This is a genomic window from Aeribacillus sp. FSL K6-2833 (genome assembly GCF_037965815.1).
Taxonomy (GTDB): Bacteria; Bacillota; Bacilli; order Bacillales; family Aeribacillaceae; genus Aeribacillus; species Aeribacillus composti.
In genome coordinates this window covers 3595151-3618128 of the sequence record NZ_CP150189.1, presented here as the reverse complement: position 1 = coordinate 3618128, position 22978 = coordinate 3595151, and the positions used below count along the sequence as shown (strand labels likewise).

Below are 22978 nucleotides of genomic sequence, written 5' to 3'. Positions count from 1 at the left end.
TATATTGATCCATCAAAATAATGAGGTGAACACGTTGGAGAACATCCAAGACATGATCTTAGTGTTAGATTTCGGCAGCCAATACAATCAATTAATTACGCGCAGAATTCGCGAATTTGGTGTTTACAGCGAGCTTCATCCGCATACGCTGTCGATAGAAGATATCAAAAAAATGAATCCGAAAGGAATTATTTTGTCAGGGGGTCCAAACAGCGTATATGACGAAAAGTCTTTTCGCTGCGACGAGCGGATTTTTGAACTCGGGGTTCCAGTGCTCGGAATTTGCTATGGCATGCAATTAATGACCTATTTGCTCGGGGGAAAAGTGGAAAAGGCGAAGCACCGGGAATATGGGAAAGCAGCTTTACAAGTAAAGGAAAAATCGCCGTTGTTTGAAGGCTTGCCTGATGATCAAATCGTTTGGATGAGTCACGGGGATCTTGTGGCCGATATTCCGAACGGCTTTAAAGTAGACGCCACTAGCCCATCATGTCCATTTGCCGCAATCAGCAATGATGAGCGGAACATGTACGGGGTTCAATTTCATCCCGAAGTGCGCCATACAGAATTTGGAAACGACCTATTGAAAAATTTCGTTTTCCGCATTTGCGGGTGCACAAATTCGTGGACGATGGAAAACTTTATTGAAATGCAAATAGAGAACATCCGCAAAACTGTCGGAAATAAGAAAGTGCTGTGCGCGCTAAGCGGCGGGGTGGACTCATCTGTTGTAGCCGTTTTAATCCATAAAGCGATCGGCAATCAATTAACGTGCATTTTTGTTGACCACGGACTCCTTCGCAAAGGGGAAGCGGAAAGCGTCATGAAGACGTTTAGCGAAGGGTTTAACATGAATGTCATTAAAGTAGATGCAAAAGACCGCTTTTTAGAAAAATTGAAGGGTGTTACTGACCCGGAAAAGAAAAGAAAAATCATCGGCAACGAGTTTATCTATGTTTTTGATGATGAAGCGGCAAAATTGGAGGGCATTGAGTTTCTTGCTCAAGGAACACTTTATACAGACATTATCGAAAGCGGTACGCAGACGGCGCAAACGATCAAATCGCATCACAATGTCGGCGGACTTCCGGAGGATATGAAATTTCAACTGATTGAACCATTGAATACACTCTTTAAAGACGAAGTTCGCGCACTTGGAACAGAGCTTGGTATTCCAGATGAAATCGTTTGGCGCCAGCCGTTCCCGGGACCAGGATTAGCCATTCGGGTTTTAGGAGAAGTAACGGAAGAAAAGCTAGAGATTGTTCGGGAATCCGATGCTATTTTACGAGAGGAAATTAAAAAAGCCGGATTAGAGCGGGACATTTGGCAATATTTCACCGTTTTGCCTAACATCCGCAGCGTAGGTGTGATGGGCGATGCCCGCACGTACGATCATACAATTGGAATCCGTGCTGTCACTTCAATTGACGGCATGACTTCAGATTGGGCTCGTATTCCGTGGGAAGTGCTGGAAGTGATCTCTACGCGGATTGTCAATGAAGTACCGCACGTGAACCGAGTTGTCTACGATATTACAAGCAAGCCGCCGGCAACAATTGAATGGGAATAAATCTGACCAACTTGTATAAATCGGAATTATCATTTTTATATAATAAATATAAACATTCTCGTATAATTTCGGGAATATGGCCCGAAAGTTTCTACCAAGCTACCGTAAATAGCTTGACTACGAGGTGTTGACGGTTCGATGGCTGAAGGAGGAGAGGATCCTTTTCCTTTCTCACATTGGGCTTTCAGCAACCTCATGGTCAAGCGCATCCTTGGAATGGAGCGCTTATTTTTTTGCTTAAAGTTTTTTATACAGCCAATTGTAGGAGGACTTTATAATGAAAAAATATTTTCAATTTGATGAACTTGGCACTAATTACCGCAGGGAAATTATTGGCGGAATTACAACATTTCTTTCAATGGCCTATATTTTGTTTGTCAATCCAGCAACGCTTTCATTAAGCTCTGTTGCTGATTTTCCCAATGAATTGAGAATGGATCAAGGAGCTGTCTTCACTGCGACCGCGTTGGCTGCAGCCATCGGGACACTCATCATGGGTATTGTGGCACGGTATCCGGTAGCTCTTGCTCCCGGTATGGGATTGAACGCGTTCTTTGCTTTTACTGTCGTTTTGACGTACGGCATCCCTTGGCAAACAGCCCTTTCAGGTGTTCTTGTTTCAGGTCTCTTTCTTGTCTTGCTGACGCTTAGCGGATTGCGGGAAAAAATTATTGATTCCATTCCGCCGGAGCTGAAGCATGCAGTCGGTGCGGGAATCGGATTGTTTATCACATTTATCGGTTTTCAAAATGCAGGCATAATTGTTAATGATGACGCTGTTCTTGTCGGCTTGGGAGACTTGCGGAATGGAAATACTCTTCTATCTATTTTTGGATTAACTATTACGATTATTTTAATGGTTCGGCAAGTGAAAGGCGGCGTGTTTTACGGCATGGTGATTACGGCCGTTGTCGGAATGATTTTTGGCCTTGTACCAAAACCGGATAAAATTATTGGGGAAATTCCGAGCTTGGCTCCGACGTTTGGAGTAGCTTTAGGACATTTAGGAGATATTTTTTCTTTACAAATGCTTGTCGTAATCTTAACGTTTATGTTTGTTGACTTTTTTGATACGGCAGGAACGCTGGTTGCGGTTGCCAATCAAGCAGGGTTATTGAAAAACAATAAACTTCCGCGAATCGGCAGAGCTTTAGTATCTGATTCAATGGGAACAGTTGTCGGAGCGATTTTAGGAACATCTTCAACCACTTCTTATGTAGAATCATCAGCAGGGGTTGCGGCAGGCGCGCGGACAGGTTTTGCTTCCATTATAACAGCAGGATGTTTCCTATTAGCTTTATTTTTCTCGCCGCTATTGAGCGTTATTACATCTTCTGTTACGGCTCCAGCGCTCATTATTGTCGGAGTTTTAATGGTATCATCTTTAGGGCATATAAAATGGGATCAGTTTGAAATTGCTGTTCCGGCGTTTTTAATCTTGATTACAATGCCATTAACGTACAGCATCGCAACCGGTATTGCTATCGGCTTTATTTTCTACCCGATCACGATGCTTCTGAAAGGAAGAGGAAAAGAGATTCATCCGATTTTGTATGGTTTATCTATTGTATTTCTGCTTTATTTCATCTTTCTTGTCAATTAATAAGAAGTCGAAGGATCAGACTGAAATGCTGTCTGATCCTTTTCTTTTGTTTCAAAAGGCAGCAAAACGGCACAGATCATGATCAAGGTTCATCAAAATCCGAACATTCGATGTTTAAAGAAAAATAATGTTCGATTTTATCGTTGACATAATGATTTTTCATTGTTAAGATGGAGTCGAAAACAGCATATGAAAACTAAAACCTCATATAATCTTGGGAATATGGCCCAAAAGTTTCTACCCAACAACCGTAAATTGTTGGACTATGAGGGAAAGTAATCGGCAAGATTTTTCAACTGAGCATACATATTGCTTATGCCCGGTTTGTGTTACTTTCCCTTATTGATAGGGAAAATGCAGAAGCGGGCTTTTTTTATGCCTTTCAATTATTGTCAAGATTTTTAACGAAGATGGCAACCTATAATTAAAAATAAAGAGGGGAGCATCGCCATGAATCCTGTCGTTGGAGTGATAATGGGAAGCACTTCAGATTGGGAAACGATGAAGCATGCCTGTGAAATATTAGATGAGCTGAATATTCCTTATGAAAAAAAGGTTGTTTCTGCCCATCGCACACCTGATTGGATGTTTCAATATGCAAGCACTGCCAGGGATCGCGGAATTCAAGTGATCATTGCAGGCGCAGGCGGAGCAGCACACTTGCCGGGAATGGTTGCAGCGAAAACAACTCTCCCTGTCATCGGAGTTCCGGTTAAAACAAACGCGTTAAACGGACTGGATTCGCTGCTCTCGATCGTGCAAATGCCCGGCGGCGTGCCTGTTGCAACAGTGGCGATAGGAAAAGCGGGCGCGGTGAACGCTGGTCTGTTAGCGGCGCAAATTTTGTCAATCAATGATGCTGATGTTCAGCAAAAGCTTGAACAACGGCGAGAATATATAAGAAAAAACGTCATGGAAAGCAGTGATCAGCTTGTATAAAAAACTTTTGCCTCAAAGTACAATTGGAATCATTGGAGGCGGTCAACTAGGCAAATTTATGGCTATCGCTGCCAAAAATATGGGATATCGTGTGGCGGTGCTTGATCCAACACCGAATTCTCCATGCGGCCAAGTGAGCGACATGGAAATCACAGCCCGTTACGATGATTTGGATGCAATCAAAGAGCTTGCGAAGGTGAGCGATTGTATAACGTATGAATTTGAAAATATTGATTACGAGGCGTTAACTTGGCTTGAGCAAAACGCCTACTTGCCTCAAGGAAGCAGACTGCTCGCCATTACACAAGATCGCCAGACGGAAAAGGAAGCTGTGGCGAACGCTGGTGTGAAAGTTGCGCCGTATGAAGTCGTTGAATCAGAAGATGATTTTTATCAAGCCGTATCCAACATAGGCATCCCGAGTGTTTTAAAGACATGCCGCGGAGGATATGATGGGAAAGGCCAATTTGTACTAAAGCAAGAAGAAGATATAGAAGAAGCAAAAGCTTTGTTGAAGAACGGACGCTGTGTATTGGAAAAATGGATCGCGTTCGACAAAGAAATTTCGGTTATTGTCACTAGAAGCGTGACAGGTGAAGTCAGCACATTGCCTGTTGCCGAAAACATTCATGTTAACAATATTTTGCACGAAAGCATTGTACCTGCAAGAATTTCTGATTCGTTGAAGGAACAGGCGGAGGAAACAGCAAAAACATTGGCGGCGAAGCTTGGGCTGATTGGAACGCTGGCAGTTGAAATGTTTGTGGCAAACGATGAAATTTATATAAATGAGCTCGCCCCCCGGCCTCATAATTCAGGTCATTATTCATTAAATTTATGTGAAACATCGCAGTTTGAACAGCATATTCGCGCGATTTGCGGATTGCCTCTCGGAAACACGAAGCTCATTCATCAAGGAATTATGGTGAATATACTGGGCCAGCATCTAGAGCCTGTGTTGAAAAACGAAGAGCTGCTGAAAAAAGGGAAATTATTTTTATATGGAAAAGCGGAGGCAAAAATCAACAGAAAAATGGGACATATTACGTTCTTCAGTGATGAAATTGAGGAACTATTGACATATATCGAATCGACTCAAATTTGGAATGTTTGACAAGCTATTCATAAACAAGACGGAGAGATCAATAGGAGGTTGCAGGAATGATTGAACGATACACACGTCCTGAAATGGGCGCGATTTGGACGGAAGAAAACCGCTTTAAAGCTTGGCTTGAAGTGGAGATTTTAGCATGTGAAGCGTGGGCGGAGCTTGGTGTGATCCCGAAGGAAGATGTAAAAAAACTGCGTGAACGTGCTTCATTTGATGTGAACCGAATTAAGCAAATTGAAGAGGAAACAAGGCACGACGTAGTGGCGTTTACCCGTGCTGTATCAGAAACGCTTGGCGACGAACGAAAATGGGTGCATTACGGATTGACCTCCACTGATGTCGTGGATACCGCTTTATCTTATTTGCTAAAGCAAGCGAACGAAATTTTACAAAAAGACTTGGAAAATTTCATCGCTATTTTAAGAGATAAAGCGTTGGAGCATAAATACACCGTCATGATGGGGCGTACGCACGGGGTGCATGCAGAACCGACAACGTTTGGTTTGAAATTGGCGCTATGGTATGAAGAAATGAAGCGAAATCTAGAGCGGTTTAAACGCGCAAGAGAAGAGATTGAAGTCGGCAAAATTTCCGGAGCAGTCGGCACTTATGCCAACATTGATCCGTTCGTGGAGCAGTATGTGTGTGAAAAACTCGGTTTAAAGCCGGCGCCGATTTCGACGCAAACATTGCAGCGTGATCGACATGCCGAGTACATGGCTACGCTTGCTTTAATTGCTACATCGATTGAAAAGTTTGCAGTTGAGATTCGCGGCTTGCAAAAGAGCGAAACTCGCGAGGTGGAGGAGTTTTTTGCCAAAGGACAGAAAGGTTCATCTGCGATGCCGCATAAGCGCAATCCGATCGGATCGGAAAACATGACAGGAATGGCAAGGGTCATTCGCGGAATGATGCTGACGGCTTACGAAAATGTTCCATTGTGGCATGAGCGCGACATCTCTCATTCTTCGGCAGAGCGCATCATTTTGCCAGATGCTACGATCGCGTTGAACTACATGTTAAATCGATTTGGCAATATTGTGAAAAACTTGACGGTCTTCCCTGAAAATATGAAGCGCAATATGGAGAAAACGCTGGGATTGATTTACTCACAGCGGGTTTTGCTTGCGCTGATCAATAAAGGTATGACACGTGAAGAAGCATACGATTTAGTTCAGCCGAAAGCGATGGAAGCGTGGGAGCGCCAAGTTCCGTTTAGAGAGCTGATCGAAGCGGAAAAACAAATTACAACAAAGCTTTCGAAAGAAGAAATCGATGACTGCTTCGATTACAATTACCATTTGAAAAATGTGGATTACATTTTTAAACGCTGCGGGTTAGAACAGTAGATGTCCAAATGGGGCGCGGCAAATCGCAAAAACTGCCCTGCCCCTTGACATAAAATGGAAGGCCAATATTCCGCATTAGGAGGCATGATCATGACCGTTCAAAAGGGCTCATTGCTGTACGAAGGAAAAGCGAAAAAAATTTATGAAACAGACGATCCCAACATTTTTCTTGTTTATTATAAAGATTCCGCTACCGCGTTTAATGGGGAGAAAAAAGCTGAGATTGTAGGCAAAGGACAGCTAAACAATGAAATTTCAAGTTTGCTGTTTGAAAAGTTAAATGAACACGGCATTCCGACCCACTTTGTTCAAAAAATTTCGTCAAATGAACAGCTTGTCAAACGGGTGACAATCATTCCGATTGAAGTAGTTGTACGAAATATTGTGTCAGGAAGCTTATCCAAAAGATTGGGCATTGCCGAAGGAACTGAGATTAAAAAGCCGATCATTGAGTTCTACTATAAAAATGATGACCTGGGAGACCCTTTAATTAACAGTTTCCATATTGAACTACTAGAGCTTGCGGATAAAGAGCAGCTGGATGAAATAAAAACATTAGCTTTCAAAGTAAACGATATTTTATTGAAGCATTTTCATGAAAGAAACGTGAGACTAGTAGATTTTAAGCTTGAATTTGGCTTGCTAAACGACGGAACGCTTGTTGTTGCAGATGAAATTTCCCCTGATACGTGCCGACTTTGGGACAAACATACAAATGAAAAGCTTGATAAAGATGTGTTCCGCCGGGATATCGGCAATTTGACGGATGCTTATAAAGAGATTTTAAAACGTTTAGGAGGTACAGTTCCATGTACAGAGTAAAAGTATATGTTACATTGCGTGAAAGTGTGCTTGATCCTCAAGGAAATGCGGTGAAAAATGCTTTACATTCAATGAATTTCAATGAAGTGGAAGATGTTCGGATTGGGAAGTACATGGAGCTAGCAATCGGAAAAACGGATCGAAATGTCGAAGAGATTGTAGACGAAATGTGTAAAAAGCTTTTAGCAAATCCTGTGATTGAAGACTACCGTTATGAAATAGAGGAGGTAGCCGTCAAGTGAAATTTGCCGTGATCGTTTTTCCGGGTTCCAATTGTGACGTTGACATGTACCATGCCATTAAAGACGAACTGGGAGAGGAAGTCGAATACGTTTGGCATGACGCTCAAGATTTAAGTGGCTTCGATGGCATTCTCCTTCCTGGCGGCTTCTCATACGGCGATTATTTACGCAGCGGAGCCATTGCCCGTTTTGCCAATGTTATGAAGGAAGTTGTGAAAGCTGCAGATGAAGGGAAGCCTGTGCTTGGCGTTTGCAATGGGTTTCAGATTTTGCTTGAGGCTGGTCTTCTTCCGGGTGCCATGAGACGGAACGAGAAGCTGAAATTTATTTGCCGCCCTGTGAAATTAAAGGTGGAAAACAACGAAACGATGTTTTCGAACAAATATGATAAGGGCGAGATTATCACCATTCCGATCGCACATGGGGAAGGAAATTATTATTGTGATGAAAAAACTCTTGAAGAGTTAATCGCAAACAAGCAAATTGTTTTTACGTATCAAGATAATCCGAACGGAAGCTTAAATAACATTGCAGGCATCGTAAATAAACGCGGCAATGTCCTTGGAATGATGCCGCATCCGGAACGGGCAGTCAGCGAACTTTTAGGAAATACAGACGGGTTGAAATTGTTTCAATCGATTGTAAGAAGTTGGAGGGAAGCTCATGTCACAAATTCTTGAACCAAGTCCAGAAATGATAAAAAACGACAAAATTTATAAGCAAATGGGAGTTAGTGATGAGGAGTTTGCCCTCATTGAAAAAATATTAGGACGATTGCCGAATTACACGGAAATTGGAATTTTTTCTGTTATGTGGTCAGAGCATTGCAGCTACAAAAATTCAAAACCTGTATTAAAAAAGTTTCCAACAAAAGGAGAACGTGTGCTGCAAGGACCTGGTGAAGGAGCAGGGATTGTTGATATCGGCGACAATCAAGCCGTCGTCTTTAAAATAGAAAGCCATAACCACCCTTCTGCAATCGAACCGTATCAAGGTGCAGCAACAGGAGTCGGAGGCATTATTCGCGATGTTTTCTCGATGGGAGCCAGACCAATCGCTCTCCTTAACTCTCTTCGCTTTGGGGAACTTACAAGCCCGCGTGTCAAATATTTGTTTGAAGAAGTTGTCGCTGGCATTGCCGGATACGGTAACTGTATCGGAATTCCAACCGTTGGAGGAGAAGTGCAGTTTGACGCTTCCTATGAAGGAAATCCGCTGGTCAATGCGATGTGTGTCGGACTCATAAACCATGAAGATATCAAAAAAGGGCAAGCAACTGGTGTCGGCAATACAGTGATGTACGTCGGAGCCAAAACCGGAAGAGACGGCATTCACGGTGCTACATTTGCTTCCGAAGAATTGTCGGAAGCTTCCGAAGAAAAGCGTCCGGCTGTTCAAGTTGGAGATCCTTTCATGGAAAAACTGCTTTTGGAAGCTTGCCTTGAAGTAATCAAATCTGATGCACTTGTCGGCATTCAAGATATGGGAGCAGCGGGGCTTACAAGCTCATCGGCAGAAATGGCGAGCAAGGCGGGCTCAGGAATTGAAATGAACTTGGATCTTGTTCCTCAGCGGGAAGCAGGAATGACTCCTTATGAGATGATGTTATCCGAATCGCAAGAAAGAATGCTTCTCGTAATTAAAAAAGGGCGGGAGCAGGAAATCATTGATCTGTTTAAAAAATATGATCTGGAGGCTGCACCGATTGGTAAAGTTACAGATGACAAGATGCTGCGCCTTATTCATAAAGGAGAAATCGTTGCGGAAATTCCTGTTGATGCGCTTGCGGAAGATGCGCCTGTTTACTATAAACCGTCTAAAGAACCAGAATATTATCGCCAGTTTCAAAGCATGCCGCCCTATGTTCCAAAAGTTGACGATTACAAAGAAACGCTTCTTGCATTGCTGAAACAGCCAACGATAGCCAGCAAGGAGTGGGTATATGACCAATACGATTATATGGTGCGGACGAACACTGTCGTGGCGCCCGGTTCTGATGCGGCTGTCCTAAGAATCAGAGGGACGAAAAAAGCTTTGGCGATGACAACCGATTGCAACTCACGCTATTTATATTTAGATCCAGAAGTCGGCGGAAAAATTGCAGTTAGTGAAGCAGCAAGAAACATCGTATGTTCAGGAGCGGTGCCGCTCGCTATTACAGACTGTTTAAACTTCGGCAGTCCGGAAAAACCGGAGATTTTTTGGCAGCTTGAAAAAGCGGTGGACGGCATGAGCGAAGCGTGCTTAGCTTTAAATACACCTGTCATTGGCGGAAATGTTTCCTTGTACAATGAAACGAACGGAACAGCTATTTATCCAACTCCGGTTGTCGGGATGGTCGGACTTATTGAAGATACAGATCATATTACAACGCAATCATTTAAAGAGACGGGCAGCATCGTTTATTTGCTCGGTGAGACAAAACCGGAATTTTCCGGAAGTGAATTGCAAAAAATGCTTGAAGGCAAGATCTTTGGCAAAGCGCCGGAAATTGACCTGGAAGAAGAGAAGCAACGTTTAGATCAGCTGTTAGCTGCCATTCGCGAAGGGCTTGTCCAGTCGGCTCATGACGTTGCCGAAGGAGGCCTGGCCGTTGCGCTAAGTGAATGCTTAATCGGAACGGGCCTTGGGGCGGAAATAACGATCAACGGTGATGCATTGGCAGGGCTGTTCAGCGAATCCCAGTCCCGCATCGTCGTTTCCGTAAAACCGGAAAACAAAGAGGCGTTTGAAAAGATTGTTCAAGCTGAAGCTATCGGAACGGTCACAAACAGCGGAATTCTTAAAATTGTCAACGGCAATGGAGAAACATTGATTCAAGCATCAGTGGAAGAGTTAGAACAAGCTTGGAAAGGAGCTATCCCATGCTTGCTGAAATAAAGGGGCTAAATGAAGAATGCGGTGTATTCGGCATATGGGGTCATAAGGACGCTGCTCAAATCACTTATTACGGTCTGCACAGCCTTCAGCATCGCGGACAAGAGGGGGCAGGGATTGTCGTAACAGACGGCGAAAAACTGACAGGGTTTAAAGGGGAAGGACTTGTCACAGAAGTGTTTGCCAATGGGGTAGACAATTTAAAAGGAACAGGAGCTATTGGCCATGTTCGCTATGCGACGGCTGGAGGAGGCGGTTATGAAAACGTCCAGCCGTTCCTTTTTCGATCGGAGCAAGGCGGTCTCGCATTAGCTCACAACGGAAATTTAGTGAATGCTTCCGGATTGAAGCATCAGCTTGAAAATCAAGGAAGCATCTTTCAAACAACGTCAGATACAGAAGTTCTTGCTCATTTAATTAAAAGAAGCGGCTATTTAGAGCTAAAAGATAAAGTGAAAAACGCGCTTACGATGATTAAAGGGGCATACGCCTTTTTAATCATGACGGAAACAGAGCTGATGATTGCCCTTGATCCGAACGGACTCCGTCCTTTATCTATCGGACGTCTAGGTGATGCATATGTTGTCGCTTCGGAAACCTGCGCTTTTGATGCTGTTGGAGCTCAGCTAGAAAGGGACGTTGAGCCTGGCGAGCTTATCATCATCAATGGTGAAGGACTGAAAAGCGAACGTTTTTCCAAAACGATTAACCGTGCGATTTGTACGATGGAATACGTTTATTTTTCACGCCCTGACAGCAATGTGGAAGGAATAAATGTTCATACTGCAAGAAAAAATCTCGGCAAACGGCTTGCGATAGAAGCGCCTGTAGAGGCGGACGTAGTGACTGGAGTTCCGGATTCCAGCATATCTGCGGCGATCGGCTATGCCGAGGCATCCGGTATACCGTACGAGCTCGGTTTAATTAAAAACCGATATGTCGGCCGTACGTTTATTCAGCCGTCCCAATCATTGCGGGAGCAAGGAGTGAAAATGAAGCTTTCCCCTGTCCGCGGGGTAGTGGAAGGCAAACGGGTTGTCATGGTGGATGACTCAATCGTAAGAGGAACGACATCGAAGCGTATTGTCAAGATGCTGCGGGAAGCAGGGGCAACGGAAGTGCATGTCCGCATCAGTTCACCGCCGATTGCCAACCCTTGCTATTACGGTATTGACACCTCCACTCATGAGGAGCTGATCGCTTCCTCTCATACTGTAGAAGAAATTCGCAGCATCATTGGCGCCGATAGTCTTGCTTTCTTAAGCACAGAAGGGATGCTGGATGCGATCGGAAGGAAATATGAAGGTGAATTTCGCGGGCAATGTATGGCATGTTTTACAGGAAAATATCCGACAGACATTTATGAAGATACGATTCTTCCTCATGAGAAAGGCTAATATGACAGACCGAAGGAGGATAATTCATGTCCAAAGCGTATAGAGAAGCAGGTGTGGACATTCATGCGGGCTATGAAGCAGTTCGCCGCATGAAAAAGCATGTGGAAAAAACGAAGCGTCCCGGTGTTTTAGGAGGGATCGGCAGTTTTGGCGGAATGTTTGATCTGGCAAGCTTAGGATATAAGGAGCCGGTGCTTGTTTCCGGAACAGACGGAGTGGGAACGAAGCTGAAGCTTGCCTTTATGGCGAATAAACACGATACGATTGGAATAGACGCTGTGGCTATGTGTGTAAACGACATTTTGGCACAAGGTGCGGAGCCGCTTTTTTTCCTGGACTATTTGGGGCTCGGGAAAGCAGACCCTGAAAAAATTGAAAAAATTGTTAAAGGTGTTGCCGATGGCTGCCTGCAGGCGGGTTGTGCGCTCATCGGTGGTGAAACAGCGGAAATGCCCGGCGTATATGATGAAGATGAATACGACATTGCCGGCTTTGCTGTCGGTGTTGTCGAGAAAGAAAACATTGTCACAGGCGAACGGATCAAGCCTGGGCACTTTCTCATCGGCCTTTCATCAAACGGCATCCATTCAAACGGTTATTCACTCGTTCGCAAAGTGCTTTTGGAAGAAAATAAGCTTGATTTACATGAAATATACGAGCCTCTAACCGAAACGCTCGGAGAAGAATTGCTAAAGCCGACAAAAATTTATGTTTCTTCCGTCCTGCCGCTTGTGAAAGCATATAAAGTTGACGGCATGGCCCATATTACCGGAGGAGGGTTTATTGAAAACATCCCGAGAATGCTTCCGGAAGGGCTTGGAGCAGAAATCGATTTCGGTTCATGGCCGATTCATCCGATTTTTACCTTTATTCAACAGCAAGGAAATATCGATTTGTCTGAAATGTTTGAAGTGTTCAATATGGGAATCGGCTTTGTTCTGGCGGTCGAAGAAGATGTTGTTCAGCAGTGCCTCAATGAGCTTGAAAAGCTGGGAGAAAAGGCTTTTCTCATCGGCCGGGTAAAAGAAGGAAGCGGAATTCGGCTGAAAGGAGGGCCTTTTTCATGAAGCGGATCGCGGTGTTTGCATCCGGGAGCGGCTCTAATTTCCAAGCGATTGTAGACCATGTAAAGAGCGGGAAGCTAAAAGCAAATGTGATGCTTTTAGTCTGTGATAAACCCGGTGCTAAAGTAGTGGAGCGGGCAGAAAAGGAGCAGATTCCTGCTTTTGTTTTTGATCCGAAGCAATATGAGTCGAAGGAACAGTTTGAAGAAGATATTTTACAGCAATTGAGGCACTATCAAGTGGACTTTATCGTGCTGGCCGGCTACATGCGTTTAATCGGCCACACTCTTCTTGACGCTTTTGCGGGGAGAATTGTGAATATACATCCTTCCTTGCTTCCTGCATTTCCGGGAAAACATGCAATTGAACAAGCGCTCCGTGCCGGCGTAAAAATTACGGGTGTCACCATCCATTATGTTGATGAAGGAATGGATACAGGCCCGATCATCGCTCAGCGTGCGGTTGAAATCAGCGAAGATGATGATGCTAATACACTTGCAGAGAAAATCCATAAAATCGAGCATTCATTTTATCCTGAAACAATAGGAAAAATTTTAGAAAAATTAGAGGTGAAAGCATGACAATCAGACGGGCAATTGTCAGTGTATCTAATAAAGCAAACATCATTCCGTTTGTGCAAGAGCTTGTCAATCTTGGGATCGAAGTAATCTCCACTGGCGGAACGAAAAAGCTTCTTGAGGAAAATGGAATAGATGTCATTGGAATTCAGGAAGTAACCGGTTTTCCGGAAATTATGGACGGAAGAGTTAAAACGCTGCATCCTGTTATTCACGGGGGGCTGCTAGCGGTTCGCAGCAATGATATCCATATGAAGCAGATGGAGGAAAACGGTATTCAACCGATTGACTTAGTCGTTGTGAATTTATATCCGTTTAAAGAGACAATTGCCAAAGATGGCGTGACTTTTGAGGAAGCGATCGAGAACATTGACATCGGCGGGCCGACGATGCTTCGGGCTGCTGCAAAAAATCACCAAGATGTAGTGGTTGTCGTTGATCCTGAAGATTATCCCGTCATTTTAGCCGAACTGAAAGAGAACGGAGAAGTAAGCATAGAAACAAAACGGAAGTTGGCTGCCAAAGTATTCCGTCATACTGCTGCATACGATGCACTGATTGCGGAATATTTAACAGAGCAGGCAGGGGAAGAAGAGCCTGAATCGATTACTGTGACATTTGAAAGGAAGCAATCCCTTCGTTATGGGGAAAATCCTCACCAACAGGCAACGTTCTATAAAAAGCCGATCACGCCTCCATCATCTATTGCCGAAGCCATCCAGCTCCATGGAAAGGAATTGTCGTATAACAACATTAAAGATGCGGATGCGGCACTTAGCATTGTCAAAGAATTTGATGGACCGGCAGCGGTCGCTGTTAAGCATATGAATCCGTGCGGCGTCGGCGCAGGTGAAACCATTTTTGAAGCTTATTATCGGGCATATGAGGCGGACCCGACTTCAATTTTCGGCGGCATTGTTGCACTGAATCGTGAAGTTGATCAGAAAACGGCTGAAAAAATGAGCGAAATTTTTTTGGAAATTATCATTGCCCCTTCGTTTAGCCAAGAAGCTCTTGAAATATTAACGAAAAAGAAAAATATTCGATTGTTAACGATCGACTTTTCGAAAAAATTCCAACCGGAGAAGCAGCTGACATCTGTTTACGGCGGCCTTCTTGTTCAAGATCAAGATATTTATACGCTCGATGACGCGAACATTTCAATCCCAACAAAAAGACAGCCGACTGAACAAGAATGGAAGGACTTAAAGCTTGGCTGGAAAGTCGTGAAGCACGTCAAGTCAAATGCGATTGTTTTGGCAAAAGATGAAATGACCGTTGGTGTTGGTGCAGGCCAAATGAACCGGGTTGGTGCTGCAAAAATTGCGATTGCACAGGCTGGCGAGAAAGCGAAAGGCAGTGCACTTGCATCAGATGCGTTCTTCCCAATGCCTGACACCGTTGAAGAAGCAGCGAAAGCAGGGGTTACAGCAATCATACAACCAGGCGGATCCATTCGCGATGAAGATTCGATAAAAAAAGCGGATGAATACGGAATTGCAATGGTCTTTACTGGAGTCCGTCATTTCAAACATTAAGAAAGGGGATGACTGATGATGAAAGTACTTGTTATTGGAAAAGGGGGCCGTGAGCATGCGATCGCTTGGAAGGCGGCCAAAAGCCCTCTCGTTGAAAAAGTGTATGTCGCGCCTGGCAATGATGGTATGAAAGACGTTGCAATAAGAGTTCCGATTTCAGAAGAACAAACAGACGAATTAATCCAATTTGCCAAAACAAACAACATTGATTTAACCATTGTCGGTCCTGAAATTCCTTTAATGAACGGTATTGTCAACGAATTTGAAGACGCTGGATTAACTGTATTCGGACCGAGGAAAGAAGCGGCAATTATTGAAGGAAGCAAATCATTTGCAAAAAATTTAATGAAAAAATATAACATTCCGACTGCCAATTATGAAACGTTCTCTGATTTTGCCAAAGCGAAGCAATATGTAGAAGAAAAAGGCGCCCCGATTGTGATTAAAGCGGATGGGCTTGCGGCGGGAAAAGGTGTCGTTGTTGCGACGACAAATGAAGAAGCAATTGACACGCTGTCCGGCTATTTAAAGGAAAATAAGCTGGGAGAAGCAGGAAAATCTGTTGTAATTGAAGAATTTTTGACAGGTGAAGAGTTTTCCCTTATGGCTTTTGTAAACGGAGAAAACATTTACCCGATGGTGATTGCGCAGGATCATAAGCGGGCCTTTGACGGAGACAAAGGACCGAATACAGGTGGAATGGGGGCTTATTCTCCTGTCCCGCAAATTTCTGATGATGTTGTTCATGAGTCTGTAGAGAAAATTTTAAAGCCGGTAGCGAAAGCTTTGAAAAATGAAGGAGCGGCATTTACCGGTATTCTTTATGCCGGTCTCATGCTGACAAAAGACGGCCCGAAGGTGATTGAATTCAATGCGCGTTTTGGAGATCCAGAAACACAGGTAGTTCTTCCTCGGCTAAAATCAGACCTTATCGATGTGATGTTGAAAGTGTTAAAAGGAGAATCGGTTGAACTTGAATGGACAGATCAAGCGGTGTTGGGAGTCGTTGTGGCGGCGGAAGGCTATCCGGGCAGCTATAAGAAAGGAACACCGATCGGTTTGTTAAAGGTTGGTGCGGATGCCCTTTTATTCCATGCCGGAACAAAAGAGGAAGGCGGCCAATTTGTAACAGACGGGGGTCGTGTATACCTTGTGGCGTCATTTGGAGATAATTTAAAAAATGCGCAAGAAAAAGTGTACAAGCAATTAAAAGAGCTTGAGACGGAAGGTTTGTTTTATCGTAAAGACATCGGCTATCGCGCACTATAACGAATTTGGCTTTCAATATTCCGAACCGATGAATACTAATAAATAAAAGACATATCTACCACATATTTTATAAACCTTTCCAATGGGACAGGAGGTTGTTCCTGTCCTTTTCATTTTATAAAGGAATGTAATCGGCATTTTTGACATAGCTTCTTCTTAAACAACTTCCTATTTTGACCGCTCATTATTAAAAATAAACCAGCGTTTCTTCTATTAGGAAACGATCAATCAAGAAAGCCTCTGCACCGTTATCCCAAGTTCAAAATTTTGTAAGAAACTTTAGTGCTTTAATATTTTTCATATGTTAATATATAAAGTAACAGAGTCACTATTTTGAGTAATTACTTTTAATTGAGGAGGACTGAGCAGATCATGCGATCTGGTGCTTTTTGGAAAGCCCATGAAATTCGTGAACATATAGATGTCGTTTCAAATAGATTAGCACCAACCTTGTGGTTGAAAAATGCAGTATTTTTACATCCATATTTAAACCAGTGGGTGAAGTCAAATATTTGGATTTATAAAGACCGCATTATTTATGTCGGCAATGAGGAGCCGGAAAAAACAGCAAATACGGAAATATTTGATTGCAAAGGACTTTATTTAGTTCCTGGCTATATTGAACCGCACGCCCATCCGTTTCAATTATATAATCCTCATTCGCTTGCACAACATGTATCGCAAACGGGAACTACAACACTAATATGCGATAACCTATTTTTGCTATTACAATTCCCAAAAAAGAAAGCGTTTTCTTTTGTTGAAGATATGCAATCTTCTCCAGTTCAGTTTTTTTGGTGGGCCCGCTATGACTTGCAAACGGAATGCAGAGAAGAAGATCAACTCATTCCGCCAGATGTCGTGAAACAATGGATCGAGCATCCAGCCGTTATTCAAGGAGGAGAATTGACAGGCTGGCCAAAGCTTCTTTTAGGGGACGACTTGTTTTTACACTGGATTCATGAGACAAAAAAGGTCGGGAAGCGTGTAGAAGGCCATTTTCCAGGGGCTTCTCGAAAAACATTGACAAAAATGAAATTATTTGGTGTCGATTCCGATCACGAATCTATTAGCGGAGAAGAAGTATACAATCGATTGTTATGCGGATACAGCGTGCCGCTCCGCTATTCTTCAATACGGCCGGATTTGCCGAAATTGTTGGAAGAGCTGCTTGCATTTGGAGTTAATCGTTTTGACGAAATGTTTTTTACAACGGATGGTTCAACGCCTGCTTTTTATGAAAATGGAATGATTAATCAGACCATTCAAATAGCGCTGGAGGCCGGAATTCCAGAGTTTGAGGCTTATAAAATGGCAACGTACAATGTTGCTAGATATTATATGCTTGATTCAAAATTGGGAGTAATCGGTCCTGGCAGGTTAGCCTCCATAAATTTTCTGGAAGCGAAAAATAACCCGAACCCAGTGGCTGTTTTGGCGAAAGGGAAATGGATTCATAAGGACGGTCAGGTGTTTGATCATTTCCCTCAAGCAGACTGGAACAAATATGAAGTTGCACCGCTTGAAATTGATTGGGATTTGACAATGGATGATCTTCAATTTTCTATGCCGATGGGATTAAAAATGAGAAACACGGTTATTATTGAGCCGTATTCCATCACTATTGACAACTTCGTTGATGAACTTCCGCTAGATCATGACGAAAGCTTCCTCGCTGTCATCGATAAAAAAGGGAAATGGCGGATCAATACAATGTTAAAAGGCTTCGTAAAGGGGATAAAAGGCTTTGCAAGCACTTATTCAACGACTGGAGATGTGGTGTTGATAGGGAAAAACAAACAAGATATGATGCATGCATTTTCCAGATTGAAAGAAATCGGCGGGGGAATAGTAATAACGGAAAATGGCCAAGTGATTTATGAAATGCCTCTTAACATTAACGGCGCTGCGTCATCGAAAAAATTTAAAGATCTCATTAAGGAGGAAAATGGTTTAGTCCAAATTATGCGAGAAAAGGGCTATAAATTTTTAGACCCGATTCACAGCCTGCTCTTTTTATCCTGCACACATTTACCATATATCCGGGTTACACAGGAAGGAATTTATGATGTTATGAAAAAAACAATACTCTTTCCGACAATAATACGTTAAAATATAAAAGGGATAAATTAGTTAAGGTTGTGAATGAATGAAAAGAACATTGATTTTATTTACGATGCTTTTCTTTGTCTTTATAACAGCTTGCACAAATGAAAAAGAAAAAGAGAAAACAAATGACGAACCGTCATCATCTGAAAATCAGCCAGTTGAAAAAGAAACAGCCGTAAGCCCTTTGACAGGAAATGCTGCGACCGGAAGCATTGACAGCCGCCCAATTGCTGTCACGATTAACAACCATCCGAAAGCGAGGCCTCAATCAGGATTAAATAAAGCGGATATTGTTTACGAGGCTTTAGCTGAAGGCACGATCACGCGCTTTTTAGCCATTTATCAAAGCGAGAAGCCAAAAATTATCGGTCCAGTCAGAAGTGCGCGGGAATATTTTGTCGATTTGAGTAAAGGGTATGAAGCAATTTATATCAGCCACGGCTGGAGTCCCACTGCTAAAGAAATGCTGGAGTCAGAGCATCTAGACTATTTAAACGGTCTGTTTTATGATGGTACGCTGTTTTGGCGGGATTCAACCCGGAAAGCTCCTCATAACTCGTATATTTCTTTTGAAAATGTCGTAAAAGGAGCAAAAGAAAACGGGTATTCAATGACAAAGGAAGTTGCCCCGTTGCCTTTTCTTTCAGATGAAGAAATAAGCGGCATTTCTGGAGAAGAAATGTTAGAAGCTGTTGTTTCCTATGGTTCTAAACCGGAATGGCGCATTAAATATGTATTCGATCAGCAGCTAGGCCGGTATAAGCGGTATTCCGGGGACGAACTGACAGTCGATCGCGAAACGGAAGAACCTGTTCTTTTAGACAACATTTTTATTGTCCAAACGGATCATCGTTTTCTTGATGATTACGGTCGCAGAACGATTGATTTAAACTCTGGGGGCGAGGGAATTCTTTTGCAAAAAGGTATGATGAAAAGGGTCGATTGGAAAAATGTGAACGGACGCATCCTTCCTTATGAAAATGAAGAACAAGTAAAATTAGTTCCCGGCCATACTTGGATCAATATCGTGCCAGATTTGGATAAGGCTTTTCAAAATTCAGCTGAGAAAGGAGAATGATGCATGCAAATTGACAAGCTGCGGGGGAGAGAGTTAGACCAATTGTTCCGGGCTATCCTTTCTTTAAGAGATTTGGAGGAATGCTACCGTTTTTTTGATGACCTTTGCACCGTCAATGAAATCCAATCGCTTGCCCAACGGTTTGAAGTTGCAAGAATGCTTCAGGAAGGCTATACGTATCATAAAATTGAAACAGAAACAGGTGCATCGACAGCGACAATCTCCCGGGTAAAGCGGTGCTTGAATTACGGAAATGATGCTTATGCAATGGCGCTTGAAAGAATTAAAGATGACAACGCTTCGTCATAAATTTGGGCTGCTGGGTGAAATCAGCAGCTCTTTTTTAGTTTAGAACTTTTAAAACTCTGAAAGGCTTCTTCAACATAGCTTAAAAAAAACCCCCTCTCATATTAAAAAAACTCTTTCTAATACATCTACAGACTTTCATTGATTCACCATTTTTTTGTCCTATTATAATTTGATATAATAATGAAATGGTATATGAAATGGAGGATTATGTATGTATGATGTGAACGAGTGGAGACATGTGTTTAAGCTCGATCCGGATAAAGCCATTTCCGATGAACAGCTTGAAAAAATTTGTGAATCAAAAACGGACGCTGTTATCATTGGAGGAAGCGACAATGTAACGGAAGATAATGTTCTTTCTTTGCTTTCGCGGGTGCGGCGTTTTCTCGTTCCATGCGTGCTGGAAGTATCGAATTTAGAATCGATTGTTCCAGGATTTGATTTGTATTTTATTCCGACGGTTTTAAACAGCCGAAATACTACATGGATTACGGAGCTGCATCACCAAGCAATGAAAGAGTTTGGTGACATTATGAACTGGAATGATATTTTAATGGAAGGTTATTGCATTTTAAATGGAGAGTGTAAAGCGGCAAAATTGACCGAAGCAAAGACGGAGCTTAATTTGGATGATATTAAAGCGTATGCGAGAATGGCGGAAAACATGTTTCATCTTCCGCTCTTTTATTTAGAATATAGCGGAACGTACGGCAATGTTGAAGCAGTAAAAGCAGCGAAATCGGTTTTAACGAATACTAGGCTTATTTATGGGGGCGGCATTCAAAATGCTGCGCAAGCAAAAGAAATGGCCGAGCACGCTGACATCATCGTTGTCGGGAATGCCATTTATGAAAATTTACAATCAGCGCTTGAAACTGTCCGCGCTGTTAAAGGGTAAAGAAAGTGAAAATGAGGTGAGTGTTGAATGCATTTTTTGACTGAGCAGCTCCTCTCAGGTTTGAATGAACAGCAGCAAAAAGCGACGAAACATACGGAAGGTCCTCTTTTAATAATGGCGGGTGCAGGCAGCGGCAAGACGAGGGTTCTCACCCACCGGATCGCTTATTTAATGGCAGAAAAAGGGGTAGCACCTTGGAATATTCTTGCTATTACCTTCACAAATAAAGCAGCGAGGGAAATGAAAGACCGGATTGAACAACTGCTTGGCCCTGGCGCTGAGGAAATATGGATTTCCACTTTTCACTCGATGTGCGTGCGAATCCTTCGCCGAGATATTGACCGGATCGGCGTCAATCGCAATTTTACGATATTGGATACATCAGACCAATTGTCTGTCATCAAAGGGATTTTAAAAGAACGAAACATTGATCCTAAAAAATATGATCCTCGAGCCATTCTCGGCACTATCAGCAGCGCGAAAAACGATCTCATTTCCCCGGAGGAATTTGCTCGTCAAGCAGGAGATGTGTGGGAGCAAATTGTCAGCGATATCTATATCGACTACCAAAAAAAATTGTTGAAAAACCAAGCTCTTGATTTTGATGACCTCATTATGTCAACGATACTGCTTTTTCAACGTGTTCCAGAAGTACTTGAATATTATCAGCGGAAATTTCAATACATTCATGTTGATGAATATCAAGATACAAACCGCGCACAATACACGCTTGTAAAGATGCTGGCATCCCGTTTTCAAAATATTTGTGTTGTCGGCGATTCGGATCAATCGATTTATCGCTGGCGAGGGGCGGACATCGGAAACATTTTATCGTTTGAAAAAGATTATCCGAACGCTAAAGTGATTTTGCTTGAACAAAATTATCGTTCTACCAAGCGTATTTTGCATGCGGCCAATGAAGTCATTAAAAATAATATGAACAGAAAGCCGAAAAATTTATGGACGGAAAACCCTGAAGGGAAAAAAATTGTTTACTACCGGGCCGATCACGAAATTGGGGAGGCCCAGTTTGTCGCCAAGCAAATTCAAGAGCTCGTCCAATCAGGCAAAAGAAAACTTTCCGATATTGCTGTATTGTATCGTACAAATGCACAGTCCCGTGTCATAGAGGAAGTGCTGTTAAAATCGAATATTGATTATAAAATTGTCGGCGGCATTAAGTTCTATGACCGGAAAGAAATCAAGGATATTCTTGCATACATGCGTCTAGTGGCAAACCAGAATGATGATATTAGTTTGGTGCGAATCATCAATGTTCCGAAACGGGGCATCGGTGCATCAACCGTTGAAAAAATAATGAATTATGCAGCCCAGCAAGGCATCTCGATGTTTGCTGCTTTAGAAGAAATGGAACATATCGGAGTCAGCACTCGTGCTATGAAAGTGTTGACGGAATTCCGTGAATTGATCCAGCAGCTGTCACAAATACAAGACTATGTGTCCGTCACTGAGCTTGTGGAAGAGATTCTTGACAGAACCGGCTACAGGGAGATGCTTAAGCAGGAAAAAACATTGGAAGCCCAAGGTCGTTTAGAGAACATTGATGAATTTTTATCTGTAACTCAAAACTTTGAAAAACAAAATGAGGACAAAAGCCTTGTCGCCTTTTTAACGGATTTGGCCTTGATTGCGGACATTGACCGCATTGATGAAGAGCAATCGGAGCCGAAAGATTCCGTGTTATTGATGACGATCCATTCGGCAAAAGGTTTGGAGTTTCCGGTTGTATTTATGATCGGGATGGAAGAAGGTGTATTTCCTCACAGCCGAGCCTTGATGGAAGAGGCGGAAATGGAGGAAGAGCGCCGGCTGGCATACGTCGGGATAACGCGGGCAGAGGAAGAATTGTATGTAACAAATGCGAAAATGAGGACCCTTTTCGGAAGAACAAACATGAACCCGGAATCTCGTTTTATTGAAGAGATGCCGAAAGAGGTTTTAGAAGACTTAAATGAAAAGAAATCTCCAAAGCCGAAACTGAATAGAACAATCGGAGCCAAATCAACGGGAGGAGATGTAAAGGCTTGGTCAGTAGGTGATAAAGCCGTGCACGGAAAATGGGGTGTCGGTGTTGTCGTCCGAGTGAAAGGCGATGGGGAGGATCAAGAACTTGACGTGGCATTTCCAAGTCCTGTCGGCATTAAACGGTTGCTTGCTAAATTTGCACCAATTGAAAAAGTACAGTAACTATTTGAAGGAAG

At 42.9% G+C, this 22978-nt stretch carries 19 protein-coding genes and 2 riboswitches; all 19 genes read left to right on the top strand.

From position 1 onward, the window contains the following. Nucleotides 1-52 precede the first annotated feature (52 nt). The 19 genes from guaA to pcrA all read left to right on the top strand — a co-directional run bounded on the left by guaA (nt 53) and on the right by pcrA (nt 22964). Nucleotides 53-1573, top strand: coding sequence for a glutamine-hydrolyzing GMP synthase (guaA, locus tag NSQ94_RS17375; protein ID WP_063388832.1), 1521 nt, complete (start codon nt 53-55; stop codon nt 1571-1573). A gap of 38 nt (nt 1574-1611) precedes the next feature. Further along, nucleotides 1612-1713, top strand: a riboswitch (purine riboswitch). Nucleotides 1714-1850: 137 nt separating this feature from the next. Next, nucleotides 1851-3176 (top strand): NCS2 family permease, encoded by a 1326-nt coding sequence (locus tag NSQ94_RS17370; RefSeq protein ID WP_063388831.1) that lies wholly within the window; start codon nt 1851-1853, stop codon nt 3174-3176. A gap of 184 nt (nt 3177-3360) precedes the next feature. After that, nucleotides 3361-3462: riboswitch (purine riboswitch) on the top strand. A 164-nt stretch (nt 3463-3626) separates the two neighbouring features. Beyond that, a complete protein-coding gene (purE, locus tag NSQ94_RS17365; protein WP_066252098.1) occupies nt 3627-4115 on the top strand; it encodes a 5-(carboxyamino)imidazole ribonucleotide mutase in 489 nt (162 codons plus the stop codon). Further along, entirely contained in the window at nt 4108-5229 is a 1122-nt protein-coding gene (purK, locus tag NSQ94_RS17360) for a 5-(carboxyamino)imidazole ribonucleotide synthase (RefSeq protein WP_186439341.1), read from the top strand. The genes purE and purK overlap by 8 nt, the downstream gene beginning before the upstream one ends. A 47-nt stretch (nt 5230-5276) precedes the next feature. Further along, entirely contained in the window at nt 5277-6575 is a 1299-nt protein-coding gene (purB, locus tag NSQ94_RS17355; protein WP_063388828.1) for an adenylosuccinate lyase, read from the top strand. 90 nt (nt 6576-6665) lie between these two features. Continuing rightward, complete coding sequence (gene purC / locus NSQ94_RS17350) at nt 6666-7397, top strand: phosphoribosylaminoimidazolesuccinocarboxamide synthase (RefSeq protein ID WP_339193458.1); 732 nt, start codon at nt 6666-6668, stop codon at nt 7395-7397. Beyond that, nucleotides 7385-7639: a phosphoribosylformylglycinamidine synthase subunit PurS gene (purS, locus tag NSQ94_RS17345; protein WP_063388826.1), complete on the top strand. Its 255-nt coding sequence runs from the start codon at nt 7385-7387 to the stop codon at nt 7637-7639. Before purC ends, purS begins: the two co-directional genes overlap by 13 nt. Next, nucleotides 7636-8319, top strand: coding sequence for a phosphoribosylformylglycinamidine synthase subunit PurQ (gene purQ / locus NSQ94_RS17340; protein WP_063388825.1), 684 nt, complete (start codon nt 7636-7638; stop codon nt 8317-8319). The genes purS and purQ overlap by 4 nt, the downstream gene beginning before the upstream one ends. After that, entirely contained in the window at nt 8303-10519 is a 2217-nt protein-coding gene (gene purL, locus NSQ94_RS17335) for a phosphoribosylformylglycinamidine synthase subunit PurL (RefSeq protein ID WP_339193457.1), read from the top strand. The genes purQ and purL overlap by 17 nt, the downstream gene beginning before the upstream one ends. Beyond that, the gene (purF, locus tag NSQ94_RS17330) at nt 10504-11913 is read left to right on the top strand and encodes an amidophosphoribosyltransferase (protein WP_063388823.1); all 1410 of its coding nucleotides are present in this window, start codon (nt 10504-10506) and stop codon (nt 11911-11913) included. The genes purL and purF overlap by 16 nt, the downstream gene beginning before the upstream one ends. A 26-nt stretch (nt 11914-11939) precedes the next feature. After that, nucleotides 11940-12980, top strand: a complete 1041-nt coding sequence (purM, locus tag NSQ94_RS17325; protein WP_311066580.1) for a phosphoribosylformylglycinamidine cyclo-ligase — start codon at nt 11940-11942, stop codon at nt 12978-12980. Then, nucleotides 12977-13558 (top strand): phosphoribosylglycinamide formyltransferase, encoded by a 582-nt coding sequence (gene purN, locus NSQ94_RS17320; protein ID WP_066252087.1) that lies wholly within the window; start codon nt 12977-12979, stop codon nt 13556-13558. The genes purM and purN overlap by 4 nt, the downstream gene beginning before the upstream one ends. Further along, nucleotides 13555-15093: a bifunctional phosphoribosylaminoimidazolecarboxamide formyltransferase/IMP cyclohydrolase gene (gene purH / locus NSQ94_RS17315; RefSeq protein ID WP_339193456.1), complete on the top strand. Its 1539-nt coding sequence runs from the start codon at nt 13555-13557 to the stop codon at nt 15091-15093. The genes purN and purH overlap by 4 nt, the downstream gene beginning before the upstream one ends. Nucleotides 15094-15111: 18 nt before the next feature. Further along, the gene (gene purD / locus NSQ94_RS17310; RefSeq protein WP_339195842.1) at nt 15112-16362 is read left to right on the top strand and encodes a phosphoribosylamine--glycine ligase; all 1251 of its coding nucleotides are present in this window, start codon (nt 15112-15114) and stop codon (nt 16360-16362) included. A gap of 372 nt (nt 16363-16734) precedes the next feature. Further along, complete coding sequence (locus NSQ94_RS17305; RefSeq protein WP_339193455.1) at nt 16735-18474, top strand: adenine deaminase C-terminal domain-containing protein; 1740 nt, start codon at nt 16735-16737, stop codon at nt 18472-18474. A gap of 37 nt (nt 18475-18511) precedes the next feature. After that, the gene (locus tag NSQ94_RS17300) at nt 18512-19549 is read left to right on the top strand and encodes a DUF3048 domain-containing protein (RefSeq protein WP_066250766.1); all 1038 of its coding nucleotides are present in this window, start codon (nt 18512-18514) and stop codon (nt 19547-19549) included. A gap of 3 nt (nt 19550-19552) precedes the next feature. Beyond that, nucleotides 19553-19858, top strand: a complete 306-nt coding sequence (locus NSQ94_RS17295; protein WP_063388817.1) for a YerC/YecD family TrpR-related protein — start codon at nt 19553-19555, stop codon at nt 19856-19858. Between the two features lie 211 nt (nt 19859-20069). After that, a complete protein-coding gene (locus tag NSQ94_RS17290) occupies nt 20070-20756 on the top strand; it encodes a heptaprenylglyceryl phosphate synthase (RefSeq protein ID WP_066250770.1) in 687 nt (228 codons plus the stop codon). 27 nt (nt 20757-20783) lie between these two features. Next, the gene (gene pcrA, locus NSQ94_RS17285; protein ID WP_339193452.1) at nt 20784-22964 is read left to right on the top strand and encodes a DNA helicase PcrA; all 2181 of its coding nucleotides are present in this window, start codon (nt 20784-20786) and stop codon (nt 22962-22964) included. Nucleotides 22965-22978: the final 14 nt, after the last annotated feature.